Below are 16,354 nucleotides of genomic sequence, written 5' to 3' on the forward strand. Positions count from 1 at the left end.
TTCGGCCGCCACCAAAGCTTCACAGCGTTCCGCTGGCAAAGTCCCGGGCCGGGTTTTTCAATGGTCCGCACCATGCCATTGCTCCGCGCCCTGCTGCGCACCGCACGCGTGATCCGCCACACCCCGCGACTTTCGGACGGGTTGCCGCCCGACGACGCGGTACTGCTGGACGTTCCCGACGCACGCGTCGCCCCCACTTTGGTGGCCGCCGCGCTGGGCGACTGGGAGCCCGCTTCGGCGCTGCTGGCGGCGGCCAGGGCGGAGGCCGACTGGGAGAGCCGGGACCGCCATGTGGGACGGCTCGCCGCCTTCGCGTACGCCCGGGACGACTGGCTCGCCCGCTGGCTGGCCGAGACCCCCCGCGACCCGGACGCCCTGGTGGTCAAGGCCGAACTGGAGGTCCGCCGGGCCTGGGACTCCCCGGCCAGGGGCGAGCGGCTGCGGGAGATCGGCCCGCTGATCGACGCCGCCGCCGACTGCGCGCCGCGCGACCCGGTGCCGTGGCGGATCGCCCTCGACCACGCACGCGGCACCCATGCCACGCACACCGCCTTCGAAGCCCTCTGGGAGCAGGCCGTACGCCGCTCCTCGCACCACTACGGCTGCCATGTCGCCGCCCTGCGCTATCTCTCCGCCCAGTGGTACGGCTCCCACCGCGAGTGCTTCGACTTCGCCGAGAAGGCCGCCGACGACGCCCTGCCCGGCTCCCTCATCAAGGCACTGCCGGTCCGGGCCGCCTTCGCCCAGCTCATCAGCGGCGGCTACAGCCCGGTCCACGCCGACCGCATCGACCGGGCCACCGATCTCGCGATCGAGCTCTCCGCCGGACGTCCGGCCGCCCAGCCGGGCCCCGCGGAGGTCCGCAATCTGACGGTCGCGGTCCTGGTGCGCCGGGGCCGCTGGGAGGCGGCGCTGGAGCAGTTCCGGCTGATCGGGCCGTACGCCACCTCGTTTCCGTGGAGCTACTTCTCCGACGATCCCCTGGGCCGGTTCCTCCAGGACCGGGACGGGGTCAGGGCCCGATTGGCGTCGATGACTCCCCTGCGTACGGCATCCCAGCGGACCCGAACAGACCGGGACCGGCCCGCGGCCCATTAGTCTTGTCGGTCGTGACCACCGCACGTCTGCCGCTCTTCCCGCTGAACTCGGTACTGTTCCCGGGGCTCGTCCTGCCCTTGAACGTCTTCGAGGAGCGTTATCGCGCCATGATGCGCGAACTGTTGAAGACGGACGAGTCCCAGCCCCGCCGCTTCGCCGTGGTCGCGATCCGCGACGGCCACGAGGTGGCACCGTCCGCGCCCGGGATGCCGGACCCGACCGGCCTGCCCGAACGCGGCCCGGCCGCGGGCTTCGGCGACGACCCGATCCGGGCGTTCCACTCCATGGGCTGTGTCGCGGACGCGGCGACGATCCGCGAACGCGAGGACGGCAGCTTCGAGGTACTCGCCACCGGTACGACCCGGGTCCGGCTGCTCTCCGTCAGCGACGACGGGCCGTTCCTCACGGCCGAGCTGGAGGACGTCCCCGAGGAGGCAGGCGACGGCGCGGGCGCGCTCGCCGAAGGGGTGCTGCGGGCCTTCCGCACCTATCAGAAACGGCTCGCGGGCGCCCGCGAGCGGACCCTGACCACCCCGGCGGACCTGCCCGACGAACCGTCCGTGGTGTCGTATCTGGTCGCCGCGGCGGCCGTTCTCGACACCCCCGCCAAGCAGCGGCTGCTGGAGGCGCCGGACGTGGCGGCGCGGCTGCGCGACGAGCTGCGGCTGCTGCGGGCGGAGACCGCCGTCATCCGCCATCTGCCCTCGGTACCCGCCGTCGATCTGACCCGGGCGCCCACCAGCCTCAACTGATCCGTACCGGATCGGCCCCACCCCCACCCCCGGCCCGGGGCCCGCTCGGCGGACCGGCCGGCGACCGCGCGAGGAGACCCTGCGCCGTGGCGAAGAAGAACGGCAAGAAGCAGCAGAAGGCGGGCGGCGGGACCCCGGCGACGGTCGCCCTGACGGCCGCGGGCACCGCGTACACCGTGCACGCGTACGAGCACGACCCGGCGTCGCCCTCGTACGGCGAGGAGGCGGCGGAGGCGCTCGGTGTCTCCCCCGACCGGGTCTTCAAGACCCTCGTGGCCGACGTCGACGGCGAACTGACCGTGGCGGTCGTGCCCGTGGCGGGCCAGTTGGACCTGAAGGCCCTCGCGTCGGCGGTCGGGGGCAAGCGGGCGGCGATGGCCGACCCGGCGGCGGCGGAGCGCACCACCGGCTATGTACGGGGCGGGATCTCCCCGCTGGGCCAGCGCAAGCGCCTGCGGACCGTCATCGACGCGTCCGCCGCCGGCCACGCCACGATCTGTGTCTCGGCGGGCCGCCGGGGCCTGGAGGTCGAACTCTCGCCCACCGACCTGGCGGGCCTCACGGGCGCGGTCCTGGCCCCGATCGGGCGGGGGTAGCAGCCGGGGGCACCGATGCCCTGCCGGGTGCCGGGGTTCCCCACGGCGCCGATGCCCTGCCGGGTGGGGTTGTCGGGCGTCCGCGCGCCGTGCATGGCTGATCGCGCAGTTCCCCGCGCCCCCAGAAACCCCGCACGTGGCCGCACCTGCGAAAGCCGGGGTTCCCCACGACGCCGATGCCCTGCCGGGTGCGGAAGTCCGGCGGCCGCGCGCCGTGCATGGCTGATCGCGCAGTTCCCCGCGCCCCCAAAAACCGTCGAGGGGGTCGACGGCGGTCGTGGAGTCGGCTAGGACCGTACTGACGAACCGCAGCCGGGAAGGAGTCCGCCGTGTCCAAACGCACCCGCAAGCGCAAATGGCGCACCCGCAAGGCCAACCACGGCCGTCGCCCCGCGTGACGCCCCGCCGCGCCCCGGGCGACGGGGCGCGGCGCCCGCCGGGTCAGCGGCTGGACGGGCCCCAGGGGTGCTGTCCCGGAGGGTCGGCCGGGGACGGGTCGCGCGGGGAGAAAAGGGCCGTGAGGGCGAGGTGGACGACCATCGCGGCGAGGGGCCAGGTCAGCAGGGCGCCGTAGGACCGCAGCTCCAGCGGGCCGTCGAAGGTGACACCCGGGCCTGCCTTCCGCGCCGCGGCGGCCACGTCGTCCAGCGGGCCGAACCAGAGGCCGATCCGCCAGGCCAGGACCGATCCCAGCAGTCCGCCCAGGGCGAGGGCCACGACCAGCAGCACGCCGCCGTGCCTGCGGTAGAGGAAGACGGCCACCGCGCTGACCGCGCCGAACGCCAGACCGAGCAGGGCGAACGTTCCGTCCGCGCCGATCGCGGCCTCGCCCTCGGAGTTCTTGAGGAAGACTGCCTTGCCGTCGGAGATCAGCGGGACCCGGGGGGCCAGCCACAGCCACAGCAGGCCGAGCCCGATCCCCAGGACGGTGACCGCGACCAGGACGGCCGCGCAGTCCCGCAGGTCCGCTCGGCGCGCGGCCGCGCGCTCGGCCGGATCCGGCGGCTCGAACCCCGGCCAGGCGGTGGGCGCCGGCGGCTCGCCGGGTTCCGGTGCGCGCCAGGGGTTGTCCTCGGGGCCCCGGCCGGACTCGGGATCCGGCCGGTGCGGCGGTGTCAGCGGTGCGGTCACCACGCCATCGTGCCAGGCCGGGGGCGTACGCGCCTCACCGGACGGCCGCCCGGCGATACGCCAGGGTCGCCACGGTGAGCGACACCACACCGACGACGGCGCAGATCCCCAGGTCGACGGCGACACCGGCCCAGTCGGGCCGGGCGTCGAAGGCGCGGGCGAGCGCCTCGACACCGTAGGTGGAGGGCATCAGATCGCGGAGGTAGACGAACGGCTCCGGCAGCCGGGCCGCGGGCAGCACCCCGAGCAGCAGCGCGGCGGACATCCCGAGCTGGCCGAGGAGGGTGGCGAGTTCGGGCCGGGGCGCGAGCAGTCCGAGGGCCGCGCCGAGCCCGGCGAGCGCCGCCCCGGCGAGCGGTACGACGGCCACCAGGACCCACAGGTGGGTCATCGGAAGACCGAACAGCAGACTGCCGGTGACGGCGGTGACGACCGTACCGGGCACGGTGAAGGAGGCGTACGCGCCGGCCGCGCCCAGGACGACGGCCGCGGGCGGCACGGGCAGGGTGGCGTAGTGGTCGAGCCCCCCGCTGCCGCGGAGCTGGCCGAAGTACTGGGCGAGCAGATTGAGCGCCACGAAGGCGACGACCAGGACCGAGGACCCGGCGACGACGGCCCGCGCCTCGGCGCCGCCGTCCACGACCCCGCGCATCAGGACCATGATCCCGACGGACTGGAAGGTCGCCACGAACAGCAGCGGGATCCGGGCCACCCGGGCCCGGGAGAGCTGGGCCCGGTAGACCGCCGCGAGCGACGGCAGCAGCCGGGCCCGCGGCGCCAGCGGGGCCGGGGCGATCGTTTCCGCCTCCGGGCCCGCCCGTTCCGACTCCGTCGTCCGGGTCCGCCCGGACACCGCCTGCACGGGCACGATGCTCACGCCTTGACCAGCCCCTTCGTCGCGTTCCCCCCGAGCGCCAAGTACACGTCCTCCAGGCTGGGCGTCGCGAGCGTGAAGTCGTCGAGCGCCGCGAAGGCCGCGCCGCCCGTGACGGCCGCGACGGCGGCGCGCGCCTCGTCGGGTGCCAGCCTGAGCACCCAGCGCCGCCCGGACTCCTGCGCGAAGGCGCGCAGGGCGGCGACCTCGGGGACGTCCAGGGGCGCGCGTTCCCGCCACACCAGCTCGACCCGGACCTCGCCCGCGATCCGCTCCTTGAGCCCGCCGGGCGTGTCGCAGGCGATGACCCGGCCGCGTTCGAGCACGGCGACCCGGTCGAGCACGGTCTCCGCCTCGATGACGTTGTGGGTGACCAGGACGACGGTCGTACCGTGCTCGGCCCGGCGCCGGTTCACGGCGGCCCAGACGGCTCGGCGGGCGACGGGGTCCATCCCGGTGGTGGGTTCGTCGAGGACGAGGAGGGGGCGCTCGCCGACGAGCGCGGCGGCGACGCAGGCGAGGCGGCGCTCCCCGCCGGAGAGTTTCTTCAGGGCGCGGCCCGCGAGCGGGGTGAGCCCGAGTTCTTCGAGTACGGCGTCGCGCTCGGCCCTGGCCCGGGTCAGTTCGAGGCCGCGCAGTCGTGCGGTGGTCTCGGCGGCGAGGGCGACGGTGAGTTCGTCGAGCGCGGTGGATTCCTGGCCGAGGTAGGCGACGAGCCGGGCGGCGCGTTCCGGGTGGCGTACGAGATCGTGGCCGAGGACCTCGACGCTGCCCGCGTCGGGTCGCATCAGGCCGGTCAACTGGCGGACGAGGGTGGACTTCCCGGCCCCGTTGGGCCCCAGGAGTCCGAAGATCTCCCCGCCCGTGACCTCCAGGCTGATCCCGTCGGTGGCCCTCACCTCGGGGATCGCGGGGACGCCCCGGCGGGCACGCACGGCAGGGTACGTCTTCACCAGCCGCCGCACCACGCACACCGTACTCACGAGGTACGAGAGTACGGGGTCCCCGCCCCGCCGCCGTGCCCGGGTGCCCCCTGCGGGCCCGTCCGGCGGCGGACGGACCCGGCGGGACCGGACGGGTCTACTCCACGGCCGGGGCGTGTTCCGCCGCGGCCCGGACGTCGATCTCGCGCCAGAAGCCGGCCCGGATCGCATAGCGGTCGTGCTCGTCGATCTGGTCGTCCTTGTGCGCCAGCAGGCCGAAGCGGGCCGCGTACCGCAGCAGTTCCCCGTCGATCCGGTGCGGGATCCGGGGGTACATCGTGGAGAGCTTCTGTACGTGGCCGTTCTCGGGGAGGCGCTCCATCCAGCGGCGGGCGAAGACCTGGCCGACCTCGAAGGGGTCGCCGCCGACGGTGGTGATGTCCTCCTCGCGGTCGGCCCAGCGCTGTTCGGCGCTGGTGAGCTGGGCGAGGGTGGGCAGCGACGCGGTCTCCGGCGGCTCCCCGAGGGTGCCGGCCCGGTCGATCCACCCCCGGTCGGAGGACCAGCGCAGGGTGGCGGAGCCGGGCGGCTGCGGCGGCTGGACACCGGGGCCGCGGAGCCCGGCCAGGTCCTTGGGGGTGGGGACGCCCTTGGCCGCGGGGGCGACGGGGATGCCGGAGGGATCGGAAGGATCGGAGGTGGCAGAGGTGGCAGAGGTAGCGGGGGTATCGGAGGTGCCGGTCGCGGGCGCGGCGTCGGGACCGCCGGGTCCGACGGTCTCGGCGACCCCGGCCGCCGCCCGCTCCTGGGCGGCGGCGAGCGCGGACTCGGGCAGCGGCGCGGAGAGGATGGCGGCGATCTCGGGCCGGGGCGCGGGCGGCGGGGCGAGCACCGCCCCGAGGTCCCTGGCGCGGACCGCCCCGGTGATCCAGCTGCGGTCCAGCACCCGTCGCTCGTCCGCCTCGGCGACCAGGTCCTCGGACTGGTTGTAGTCGCCGCCCGCCGCCTGGACGGCCCACAGGTGGACGGCGACGCCGTGTTCCTTCGCGGACATCAGGCCGGGCAGCAGATCACCGTCCCCGGTGACCAGGACGATGTCGGAACAGGCGTGGTTTCTGGCCAGTTCGGTCAGCTCGGCGTGCATCGCCGCGTCCACGCCCTTCTGCGCCCAGCGACCGTCGCTGCGGGTCAGCGCGCCGAGCCTGACGGTGACCCGGGGCATCACCCGCAACCGCCGGTGCTCGGGTTGCGGGACCCGGTCGGGCGCGCCGTCGAACCAGTAGATACGGAGCAGTGGGCGTCCGGTGTCGCTCTCGGCGAGTTCGCGCAACCCCTGGATGAGGGCGGTGTGGTCGACCGTGATCCGGGAGCGGGCCGGTTCGCCCGCCAGCAGACTGGCCGCGGCACCCAGCAGATACCCGGCGTCCACCAGCACAACACAGCGGTCCACGCGCGCCACCCTCTTTCGGAAAACCCCGGGACCGGCCCGGTGTCGTACTCCGGGTCTTCCCCGAGTCTGCCCGAACGGATCGGCACAACCGGCCGGAACTCGATCTTCCGGCGTGGCGGAACCCCGGGGACCTCGGCGTCCAGGCCCTTGACAAGGCACCCTTACCCACCGCAATGATCCAAAATGCGGCGGTTAATCCTGTATGTGAGTCTGGTCGCGTTCCCACGAGGGGCCCCAAGCCGCCCCACCCCGAGGAACGCGATGTGGAGGCAGTCCCATGGCCAAGAACAAGAACCGCAAGGATCGTCATCAGAGCCGCGCCGAGCAGCCCGCGCCGAACCAGGAGCAGGCGAAGGCCACGGCGTACGAGGCCCAGAACCGGCCGCAGACGCAGGCGCAGGGCAGTCCGGCGGACGTCGCGCGCAAGCACCAGCGGCGTTTCGGCCACAACTGACACTGACGCCCGCGGTTCGCCGTACCGCCGGGCCCGGTCCGGGTCCGGCACGGCGGAGGTACGCGAAAGGGGCGCGCCCGTGTGAACGGGCGCGCCCCTGACGTATGCGCGGTCGATTCCCGGCGCGGGTCCGGGGGGGGCGGCGCGGGTCCGGGGGGTCCGGCGCGGGTCCCGGGGGGGGGCCGGCGCGGGTCAGCCCGCGAGGCAGGACGGACCGAGCAGGACCTTCAGATCGCCGAAGAGCGCGGGATCGGGCTGCACCCGGTGCCGGTCGAGCCGGAGCACGGTGGTGCTGCGGGGCCCCTGGAGCTTGATCCGTACCTCGGTGTTCCCCCGGTGGTGGCCGAGGATCTCACCCAGCCTGGTGACCATCGGCGGGGTGACCTTGACGGTCGGGATGGTGACGATCACCGGGGCGTTGGTGCCCGCGTTGGAGAGGTCGGGGACCATCAGCTCCATCGCGACCAGCCGGGGGACGTCCTCGCGCTTGTCGAGCCGGCCCTTGACGAAGACGACGGTGTCCTCGACGAGCTGGGTGGAGACCAGCTGGTAGGTGGCGGGGAAGAACATGCACTCCAGCGATCCGGCCAGGTCCTCGACGGTGGCGATGGCCCAGGCGTTGCCCTGCTTGGTCATCTTCCGCTGGAGGCCGGAGATGATGCCGCCGATGGTGACGACCGCGCCGTCCGCGTGCTCACCGCCGGTGAGCTGGGAGATCGCCGCGTCCGACTTGTCGGACAGGACGTGCTCGATCCCGAACAGGGGGTGGTCGGAGACGTAGAGGCCGAGCATCTCGCGCTCCTGGGCGAGGAGGTACGCCTTCTCCCACTCCACGTCGGAGAACTCGACGTCGAGCCCGAAGCCGGGCTCGTCACCGCCCTCGTCGCCCATCCCGCCGAAGAGGTCGAACTGCCCCTCGGCCTCCTTGCGCTTGACCGCCACCACATTGTCGATCATGGGCTCGTGGTGGGCGACGAGGCTCTTGCGGGTGTGGCCCATCTCGTCGAAGGCCCCGGCCTTGATCAGCGACTCCACGGTCCGCTTGTTGCAGACGACCGCCTCGACCTTGTCGAGGAAGTCGGGGAAGGAGCTGTACTTCCCCTTGGCCTTGCGGCAGCGGATGATCGCCTCGACGACATTGGTGCCGACGTTGCGGACGGCGGAGAGGCCGAAGAGGATCACGTCGTCGCCCTGGGCGGCGAAGTTGGACTGGGACTCGTTGACATTGGGCGGCAGGACCTTGATGCCCATCCGGCGGCACTCGTTGAGATAGACCGCGGACTTGTCCTTGTCGTCCTTGACCGAGGTCAGCAGGGCGGCCATGTACTCGGCGGGATAGTTCGCCTTGAGATAGGCCGTCCAGTAGGTGACCAGGCCGTACGCGGACGAGTGCGCCTTGTTGAAGGCGTATCCGGCGAAGGGGACCAGCACGTCCCAGAGCGCCTGGATGGCCTCGTCCGAGTACTCGTTCTTCCGGGCGCCCGTCTGGAAGATCGTGAAGTTCTTCGCCAGCTCCTCGGGCTTCTTCTTGCCCATCACGCGGCGGAGGATGTCGGCCTCGCCGAGCGAGTAGCCCGCGATGATCTGGGCGGCCTTCTGGACCTGCTCCTGGTAGACGATCAGGCCGTGGGTGAGGTCGAGGACCTCCCGGAGCGGTTCCTCCAGCTCCGGGTGGATGGGGGTGATCTCCTGCTGCTTGTTCTTCCGCAGGGCGTAGTTGGTGTGGGAGTTCATTCCCATCGGGCCCGGCCGGTAGAGGGCCGAGACGGCGGAGATGTCCTCGAAGTTGTCGGGCTTCATCAGCCGCAGCAGGGACCGCATCGGACCGCCGTCGAACTGGAAGACGCCGAGCGTGTCACCGCGGCAGAGGAGTTCGTACGTCGGCGGGTCGTCCAGCGGGACGGAGAGCATGTCCAGCTCGACGCCCTTGTTGGCCTTCACCATCTTGACGGCGTCGTCCATGATCGTGAGGTTGCGCAGCCCGAGGAAGTCCATCTTCAGCAGGCCGAGCGACTCGCACTGCGGATAGTCCCACTGCGTGATGGTGACGCCGTCGGTGTGCCGGACCCAGACCGGCGCGTGGTCCACGATCGGCTCACTCGACATGATCACACCGGCGGCGTGCACGCCCATCTGCCGGACCAGGCCCTCCACACCCCGCGCGGTGTCGATCACCTTCTTCACATCCGGCTCGTTCTCGTACATCCCGCGGATCTCGGCGGCCTCGCCGTAACGGGGGTGCGAGGGGTCGGTGATGCCGGAGAGTTCGATGCCCTTGCCGAGGACGTCGGCGGGCATGGCCTTGGTGAGCCGGTCGCCCATCGCGTACGGATAGCCCAGCACCCGGGCCGAGTCCTTGATCGCGTTCTTCGCCTTGATCTTTCCGTAGGTGCCGATCATGGCGACCTTGTCGGCGCCGTACTTCTCGGTCACGTACCGGATGACCTCGACGCGCCGGCGCTCGTCGAAGTCGATGTCGACATCGGGCATCGAGATGCGCTCGGGGTTGAGGAACCGCTCGAAGATCAGCCCGTGCTCGATCGGGTCGAGGTCGGTGATCCCCATCGCGTACGCCACGATCGAACCGGCGGCGGAGCCGCGGCCGGGGCCCACCGCGATACCGTTCCGCTTGGCCCACATGATGAAGTCGGCGACGACGAGGAAGTACCCGGGGAAGCCCATGTCGATGATGACCGACATCTCGTACTCCGCCTGGCGGGCGCGGTCCTCGGGAACCCCGTTCGGGAACCGGCGCTCCATGCCGGTACGGACCTCGGCCTGGAACCAGGTGACCTCGGTATAGCCCTCGGGGATGTCGAACCTGGGCATCAGGTTGCGGGACTGGAACATGCCCGTGGTGTCGATCTGCTCGGCCACCAGCAGCGTGTTGCGGCAGCCCTCCTGCCACGCCTCCGACGAGTCGATGGCGTACATCTCGTCCGTCGACTTCAGGTAATAACCCGTACCGTCGAACCGGAACCGGTCCGGATCCGACAGGTTCTTACCCGTCTGAATACACAGCAGCGCGTCGTGCGCCGTCGACTCGTGCATATACGTGTAATGCGAGTCGTTCGTCACCAGCGGCGGGATCCCGAGCTTCTTCCCGATCTCCAGCAGCCCGTCCCGCACCCGGCGCTCGATCTCGATGCCGTGATCCATCAACTCCAGGAAATACCGGTCCCGCCCGAAGATGTCCTGGTAATCCGATGCGGCCTGGAGCGCCTCCTTCTCCTGCCCGAGCCGCAGCCGGGTCTGCAACTCGCCCGAAGGGCACCCGGTCGAGGCGATCAGCCCCTCCGACCACTGGGAAATCGTCTCCCGGTCCATCCGGGGCCACTTCTGGAGCCATCCCTCCTTGTACGCGTCGGAGGAGAGCCGGAAGAGATTGTGCAGACCGGTGGAGTTCGCCGCCCAGATCGTCTTATGGGTATAACCACCCGAACCGGAGACGTCGTCCCGCTTCTGATGCGGCTGACCCCACTGGATCTTCCGCTTGTTCCGCCGCGACTCCGGCGCGACATACGCCTCGATCCCGATGATCGGCGTCACCCCCGCCTTGACCGCCGTATGGAAGAAGTCGTACGCCCCGTGCAGATTCCCGTGGTCGGTCATCGCGATATGGGTCATCCCCATCTCATTGCACGCGGCGAACATGTCCTTCAACCGCGCCGCACCGTCCAGCAGCGAATACTGCGTGTGTACGTGCAGATGCGTGAAGGGGGGCTTCGTCACGGCGGGGGCCTCCAGAGACGGCGGGGCGACGGGCAGAGGGGAGCAGAGGGGGTGGCTGCGGTGGGTCCGGGGGGACAGCGTCGAAGTCTACGACTCCGCACCGACAGCCGCGGGCGGTGGCGCACACCCCGCCCGGACCGTCCCGAAAGGTCTCCCGGACCTCGCGGGGCGGGCACCTCCGGGACCCGCCGGGCGTTGGAGGAGACGACAGACCAGTCCCGGACGGCGGACGCCCGTAGCCGGGACCTTCGTTCCGCTTTTGCCGCAGGAGGCACCCCGCGATGCCCGTTCCGCATCCCGCCGAGATCACGGCCGAGACCCGCGGTGAGGAGATCCTCACCGTCTTCGGTACGGCCTTCGGCGAGCTTCTGGCCGCCGACCCGGCCGCCTTCCGGATCAAGTTCCGGAAGATGGCCGCCTCGGCGTTCGCCTTCTACCGGGGCACCGCCTGCCTCTTCTACCACGACCTGGAGCGGGAGCACGCCGGGCGTGGCGACGGCGCTTTCGCGGCCGGGCCGTATCTGGACGAGCGGACCAGCCGGGTGTGGATCCACGGCGATCTGCACGCGGAGAACTTCGGTACGTACATGGACGCCAACGGCCGGCTGATCTTCAACGTCAACGACTTCGACGAGGCGTACGTCGGCCCCTTCACCTGGGATCTGAAGCGGCTCGCCGCGTCCCTGGCGCTGATCGGCTACACCAAGGCGCTCGCCGACCGGCAGATCACCGAGCTGGTGAGGATCTTCGCCGCCGCCTACCGGGAGCGGATCAGCGCACTGGCGGCCGGCGCGCGCGACGAGGAGGTGCCGCCCTTCACCCTCGACACCGCTCAGGGCCCGCTGCTGGACGCGCTGCGCGACGCCCGGTCCCTGACCCGCTTCGCCCTGCTGGACTCGATGACCGAGATCCGGGACTTCGAGCGGCGCTTCGCGGCCGGCGGCGGCTCGGTCGAGCTGGACGCGGCCACCCGCTACAAGGTGCTGGCCGCCTTCGACGGCTATCTGGAGACGCTGCCGGAGGCGTCCCTGGCCCGGCCCGACTCGTACCGGGTGAAGGACGTGGTCGGACGGCGCGGCATCGGTATCGGCTCGGCCGGGCTGCCCTCGTACAACATCCTGCTGGAGGGCAACAGCGACGCGCTGGAGAACGATGTCGTGATCTATATGAAGCAGGCGCAGACCCCGGCGGTCTCGCGGCACATCACCGACCCCGCCGTGCGGAAGTACTTCCACCACGAGGGCCATCGCACCGTGATCTCCCAGCGCGCCCTCCAGGACCACGCCGACCCGTGGCTGGGCTGGACCGAGCTGGACGGCGCGGGTCAGCTGGTCGCCGAGGTGTCGCCGTACGCGGTGGACCTCGACTGGGGGGACATCGACGACCCGGCGGAGATCGCGGCGGTCGTCGCCGACCTGGGCCGGGCCACCGCGACGATGCACGGCGCCGCGGACGACGAGAGCGGCCACTCCCTGGTGCCGTTCTCCACCGAGCGGGCCATCGACGCGGCGATCGCCGCGGACGAGGAGGGCTTCCCGGAGCTGCTGGTCGACTTCGCACATCAGTACGGCCACCGGGCCCGCCGCGACCACCAGATCTTCGTCGACCTCTTCCGCAACGGGCGGATACCGGGACTGTGAGCGCGACACCCCCGTCACCCCGGGTGACGGCCCTCCGGGCTTTTAAGCGTCCTTTCACACGGGCATGGCACACTCACTGACGATGGACGTTTCGGGTAAGCGGCTGCGATTGCTGCGGGCGGCGGTCTTCACGGCGGTGGTCGTGACCCTGTCCGCGGCTTCGCATGTGCTGCTCTCCCGGGCCCCGCTGCCGTGGTTCACCGTCGTCGGGCTCGCGGCGGGCGTCTTCGCCGTCTCGTACGCCCTGTCGGGGCGTGAGCGGGGCTTCTGGCGGATCGCCGGTCTGCTGGTACCGCTGGAGCTGGCCGCCGACACGGTCTTCAACGGCAGTCAGAGCGCCTGTTACGGCCCCAGCGGCGGACCGGTCACCGGATCCCTGCGGGCCCTCGGGCTCGATGTGCTCTGCGACGGCACGCTCGGCACCCAGTTGCCGGGCGTGCCCGCGGCGGGCGGTGCCACCGCTTCCCTGCTCGCCGCCCCCGGCCCGGCCACCCCCTGGCTGCTGCTCGCCGTGCATATCGCGGTGGGCCTGCTGGCCTCGGCCTGGCTCTGGCACGGCGAGGCGGCGCTGGCCAAGCTGGCGAGGACCGTGGAGGCGTCCGCCTTCCGTCCGCTGCTGCTGGTGGTCGCCGTGGTGGCCGCCGCGCACCGCCCGGCCCGGCGCGGACCGCGCCCCGCGCCCCGGAACGCCTCCTTCCGCACCCTGCTCCTGGTGCACGCCCTCGGCCGGCGGGGTCCCCCGCGCCCGTCGGCTCTCGCGCTCGCCGCGTAGCGGCCCCCGCTACCCCACGGCACGGCGCCCCGCCGCTTCCCCGGCCGGACCAGGACCAGGACCAGGACCCGGACCCGTACACGCGTACCCGGGCACCCGGACCCGTCACCGCGGCTACCCGCGCACGGTCCCGGCCTCGGCCTCGACTTCGGCCTGACCCTGTTATCCCCCTTTTTATTGATACGTCCCCCTTACGGAGTGAATGCAGCATGAGCGCACGGAACAGCAAGAACAACAAGGCGGCGGCCCGCGAGCGGATCCGGGTGGAGCGCGAGCGTCAGGCCAAGAAGGAGCGGCTCCGCCGCCAGTTGATCGTCGCCGGTTCGACGGTCGCGGTCCTCGCGCTCGCCGGCGGTATCGGCTACGGCGTGATGCAGGCCAACAAGCCCGACGGCTGGGACGCCGCGAAGGACGCCAAGACCGTCACCGCGCCCAAGAACACCTCGGGCGAGAACGGTACGACCGTGGTCATCGGCAAGCCCGAGGCGAAGAAGACGCTGGAGGTCTACGAGGACTCCCGCTGCCCGGCCTGTGCCGCGTTCGAGCAGAGCATCGGCGAGACCATGAAGAAGGACGTCGCCGCGGGCAAGTACAAGGTCCAGTACTTCGGCGCGACCTTCATCGACAACATGGCCTCCGGCGAGGGCTCCAAGAACGCGCTGAGCGCGCTCGGCGCGGCGCTGGACGTCAGCCCGGAGGCGTTCACCGACTTCAAGGGCGCCCTCTACTCGAAGAAGTTCTTCCCCGAGGAGAGCAAGGACGACTTCGCCAAGGACTCCTACCTGTTGAAGGTCGCGGACTCGGTCCCGGCGCTCAAGGACAACGCGACGTTCGAGAAGAACGTCAAGGACGGCACCTTCGACGCCTGGGCGATGAAGATGTCGGCCAAGTTCGAGAAGAGCGGCGTCTCGGGCACGCCGACGCTGAAGATGGACGGCAAGGCGGTCACGGGCGAGGGCTCGAAGAGCGCGCCGATGACGCCGGGCGACTACAACAAGGCGCTCGACAAGGCGCTGAGCGCCGCGAGCTGATCCGAGGCCCCCGGGCCCGCGTTCGAAACGGCGACGGCCCCGGAAACCAGGTGTTTCCGGGGCCGTCGCCGTTCGAACGGCCGTCTCGGCCGCGGGCGTCCGGCGGCGTACCGTCGCGTCGCCCGGCCGGAGGGGCGCTCAGCCGCGGGCGTCCGCCTCGGCCAGCTCTTCGAGGAACGCCAGGACGGTACGCCAGGTACGCTCCGCGGCCTCCTCGTCATAGTCCGGAAGGCCCGAGTCCGTATAGATGTGTCCGGCGCCGGGGTAGTGGTGCACCTCCACATCGGCCCCCGCGCGGCCCATCCCCAGATACCAGGCCGTCTGCCAGTCGTGCGGTTCGAAGGGGTCCGGGTCGGCGATGTGGAGCTGGACGGGCAGCTCGTCGGCGGTGGCGTCCGGCGCGAGGTCGGACGTGCCGTGCAGCAGGATCAGCCCCCGCGCCTCCTCGTCGCCGAACGCCAGGTTCTGCGCCACGGAAGCGCCCAGCGACAGGCCCATGTAGACCAGGCCGGAGTCGGAGTGCGGTGCGGCGGCGACCACGGCACGCGCCAGCAGCTCGTCCCGCCCCACCTCCTCCTTGAAGGCCATGCCCTCCTCGACCGTGTCGAACGACCGCCCCTCGTACAGGTCGGGGGTCCACACCCGGTGCCCCGCCTCCTCCAGGCGGGCGGCGGCCTCGCGCACGGCGGGCCGCAGACCGTAAGCCGAATGAAAAAGCATGATGTCCATCGGGTCAGGTTACGTGTCCTTGCATGGAGAACGCGCTACGCCCTTTGATCGTCATCGGCGGTTCGGTCCTCCTCACCGTGCTGGTGGGCTGGCTGATCGACCGGCTGCTGAGGCGTGCCGACGCCCGGCATCCCGAAACCCCGCTGTGGGGCCTGCTGCGCCGGGGCCGCCCGCCGCTCCAGGTGGTGCTCTGTACGGCGCTGCTGAGAGGCGCGTACCGGCAGACCGGTATCGGGATCGTCGAACGGCACGAACGCGGCATCGGCCAACTGCTGACCCTGGTCCTGATCGGGGCATCGGCCTGGCTGGTGGTCCGGATCGCGACCGCGGTCGTGGAGTCCGTCTACCGGCGGTACGCGGCCGGGGCCGGCGACGCGGCCCGGGTCCGCCGGGTCCGCACCCAGGTCACCCTGATCCAGCGGGTCGTGATCGCCGTGGTCGGTGTGGTCGCCTTCGCTGCGATGCTGCTGACGTTCCCGGCGATGCGGGCCGTGGGCACCTCGATGCTGGCATCGGCCGGTGTCCTGGGCATCGTGGCCGGTGTCGCCGCGCAGTCCACCCTCGGCAATCTCTTCGCCGGGCTCCAGATCGCCTTCGGCGACATGGTCCGGATCGGGGACACCGTGGTCGTGGACGGGGAGTGGGGTGTGGTCGAGGAGATCACCCTGACCGCCCTGACGGTCCGGACCTGGGACGAGCGGCGGATCACCATGCCGGTCTCGTACTTCACCAGCAAGCCGTTCGAGAACTGGTCGCGCGGCGGGATCCAGATGACCGGTTCGGTCTTCTTCCATCTGGACCACTCGGCACCGGTGGCCGCGATGCGGCACCGGCTGTCCGAGATCCTCGACGGCCATCCGGCGTGGGACCGCCGCGACCAGTCGCTCACGGTCACGGACACCACCCCGTCGACGATCGTGGTGCGGGCCGTGGTGACCGCCAAGGACGCCGACGACCTGTGGACGATCCGCTGCGAGGTCCGCGAACGGATGATCGCCTGGCTGTACGCGCACCACCCGTACGCCCTCCCCCGTATCGCCACCGTGCCCGCCCCGGACCGCCCGGCCATCGGCCCCCAGCGCCACGACGGGAACGCGCCGCGCCCCGGCGTCCCGGACTGACGCCCGGGCCCAGGCCACTGACCCGGGGCCCGCGCCGTACGCTCCGTACCC

General features: G+C 71.6%; 14 protein-coding genes. 8 read left to right on the plus strand and 6 right to left on the minus strand.

Features of this window, described 5'->3' with window-relative positions; translation table 11 throughout:
• The first annotated feature begins 60 nt into the window (after positions 1-60).
• The 3 genes from ACFXG1_RS25480 to ybaK all read left to right on the plus strand — a co-directional run bounded on the left by ACFXG1_RS25480 (position 61) and on the right by ybaK (position 2,446).
• On the plus strand, positions 61-1,098 hold the full coding sequence (locus tag ACFXG1_RS25480; RefSeq protein WP_384719756.1) for a hypothetical protein: 1,038 nt from the start codon (positions 61-63) through the stop codon (positions 1,096-1,098).
• A gap of 11 nt (positions 1,099-1,109) precedes the next feature.
• Positions 1,110-1,850, plus strand: coding sequence for an LON peptidase substrate-binding domain-containing protein (locus tag ACFXG1_RS25485; RefSeq protein WP_384744680.1), 741 nt, complete (start codon positions 1,110-1,112; stop codon positions 1,848-1,850).
• Positions 1,851-1,936: 86 nt separating this feature from the next.
• Positions 1,937-2,446 (plus strand): Cys-tRNA(Pro) deacylase, encoded by a 510-nt coding sequence (ybaK, locus tag ACFXG1_RS25490; RefSeq protein WP_384719674.1) that lies wholly within the window; start codon positions 1,937-1,939, stop codon positions 2,444-2,446.
• 441 nt (positions 2,447-2,887) lie between these two features.
• On the opposite strand, the gene ACFXG1_RS25495 is transcribed toward ybaK, so the two are convergent.
• From ACFXG1_RS25495 to ACFXG1_RS25510, 4 genes are all read right to left on the minus strand, one after another.
• Positions 2,888-3,577 (minus strand): ABC transporter permease, encoded by a 690-nt coding sequence (locus ACFXG1_RS25495; protein ID WP_384719676.1) that lies wholly within the window; start codon positions 3,575-3,577, stop codon positions 2,888-2,890.
• 34 nt (positions 3,578-3,611) lie between these two features.
• Positions 3,612-4,454 (minus strand): ABC transporter permease, encoded by an 843-nt coding sequence (locus ACFXG1_RS25500; protein ID WP_384719678.1) that lies wholly within the window; start codon positions 4,452-4,454, stop codon positions 3,612-3,614.
• On the minus strand, positions 4,451-5,416 hold the full coding sequence (locus ACFXG1_RS25505) for an ABC transporter ATP-binding protein (protein WP_384719680.1): 966 nt from the start codon (positions 5,414-5,416) through the stop codon (positions 4,451-4,453). The genes ACFXG1_RS25500 and ACFXG1_RS25505 overlap by 4 nt, the downstream gene beginning before the upstream one ends.
• A 115-nt stretch (positions 5,417-5,531) precedes the next feature.
• The gene (locus tag ACFXG1_RS25510; protein ID WP_384744683.1) at positions 5,532-6,833 is read right to left on the minus strand and encodes an NYN domain-containing protein; all 1,302 of its coding nucleotides are present in this window, start codon (positions 6,831-6,833) and stop codon (positions 5,532-5,534) included.
• Positions 6,834-7,101: 268 nt separating this feature from the next.
• Here ACFXG1_RS25510 and ACFXG1_RS25515 point away from each other — a divergent pair, with 268 nt between their 5' ends.
• A complete protein-coding gene (locus tag ACFXG1_RS25515; protein ID WP_384724009.1) occupies positions 7,102-7,278 on the plus strand; it encodes a hypothetical protein in 177 nt (58 codons plus the stop codon).
• A gap of 192 nt (positions 7,279-7,470) precedes the next feature.
• On the opposite strand, the gene dnaE is transcribed toward ACFXG1_RS25515, so the two are convergent.
• Entirely contained in the window at positions 7,471-11,010 is a 3,540-nt protein-coding gene (gene dnaE / locus ACFXG1_RS25520; protein ID WP_384716705.1) for a DNA polymerase III subunit alpha, read from the minus strand.
• A gap of 281 nt (positions 11,011-11,291) precedes the next feature.
• On the opposite strand from dnaE, the gene ACFXG1_RS25525 reads away from it, so the two are divergent.
• The 3 genes from ACFXG1_RS25525 to ACFXG1_RS25535 all read left to right on the plus strand — a co-directional run bounded on the left by ACFXG1_RS25525 (position 11,292) and on the right by ACFXG1_RS25535 (position 14,453).
• Entirely contained in the window at positions 11,292-12,650 is a 1,359-nt protein-coding gene (locus tag ACFXG1_RS25525; protein ID WP_384716708.1) for a DUF2252 domain-containing protein, read from the plus strand.
• 82 nt (positions 12,651-12,732) lie between these two features.
• Complete coding sequence (locus tag ACFXG1_RS25530) at positions 12,733-13,422, plus strand: hypothetical protein (RefSeq protein ID WP_384716714.1); 690 nt, start codon at positions 12,733-12,735, stop codon at positions 13,420-13,422.
• Positions 13,423-13,631: 209 nt separating this feature from the next.
• The gene (locus ACFXG1_RS25535; RefSeq protein ID WP_384716711.1) at positions 13,632-14,453 is read left to right on the plus strand and encodes a DsbA family protein; all 822 of its coding nucleotides are present in this window, start codon (positions 13,632-13,634) and stop codon (positions 14,451-14,453) included.
• A 138-nt stretch (positions 14,454-14,591) separates the two neighbouring features.
• On the opposite strand, the gene ACFXG1_RS25540 is transcribed toward ACFXG1_RS25535, so the two are convergent.
• Positions 14,592-15,182, minus strand: a complete 591-nt coding sequence (locus ACFXG1_RS25540) for a dienelactone hydrolase family protein (protein WP_384723601.1) — start codon at positions 15,180-15,182, stop codon at positions 14,592-14,594.
• Between the two features lie 23 nt (positions 15,183-15,205).
• Here ACFXG1_RS25540 and ACFXG1_RS25545 point away from each other — a divergent pair, with 23 nt between their 5' ends.
• Positions 15,206-16,303, plus strand: coding sequence for a mechanosensitive ion channel family protein (locus ACFXG1_RS25545; protein ID WP_384723598.1), 1,098 nt, complete (start codon positions 15,206-15,208; stop codon positions 16,301-16,303).
• Positions 16,304-16,354 lie beyond the last annotated feature (51 nt).

Source organism: Streptomyces sp. NPDC059248, from assembly GCF_042753905.1.
Lineage (GTDB): Bacteria > Actinomycetota > Actinomycetes > Streptomycetales > Streptomycetaceae > Streptomyces.

What these genes read in the sequence shown, in the direction of transcription:
- ACFXG1_RS25480 (WP_384719756.1), top strand. Translation starts at nt 61, where the DNA reads ATGGTCCGCACCATGCCATTGCTCCGCGCCCTGCTGCGCACCGCACGC.
- ACFXG1_RS25515 (WP_384724009.1), top strand. Translation starts at nt 7,102, where the DNA reads ATGGCCAAGAACAAGAACCGCAAGGATCGTCATCAGAGCCGCGCCGAG.
- ACFXG1_RS25525 (WP_384716708.1), top strand. Translation starts at nt 11,292, where the DNA reads ATGCCCGTTCCGCATCCCGCCGAGATCACGGCCGAGACCCGCGGTGAG.
- ACFXG1_RS25530 (WP_384716714.1), top strand. Translation starts at nt 12,733, where the DNA reads ATGGACGTTTCGGGTAAGCGGCTGCGATTGCTGCGGGCGGCGGTCTTC.
- ACFXG1_RS25535 (WP_384716711.1), top strand. Translation starts at nt 13,632, where the DNA reads ATGAGCGCACGGAACAGCAAGAACAACAAGGCGGCGGCCCGCGAGCGG.
- ACFXG1_RS25540 (WP_384723601.1), bottom strand. Translation starts at nt 15,182, where the DNA reads ATGGACATCATGCTTTTTCATTCGGCTTACGGTCTGCGGCCCGCCGTG.
- ACFXG1_RS25545 (WP_384723598.1), top strand. Translation starts at nt 15,206, where the DNA reads ATGGAGAACGCGCTACGCCCTTTGATCGTCATCGGCGGTTCGGTCCTC.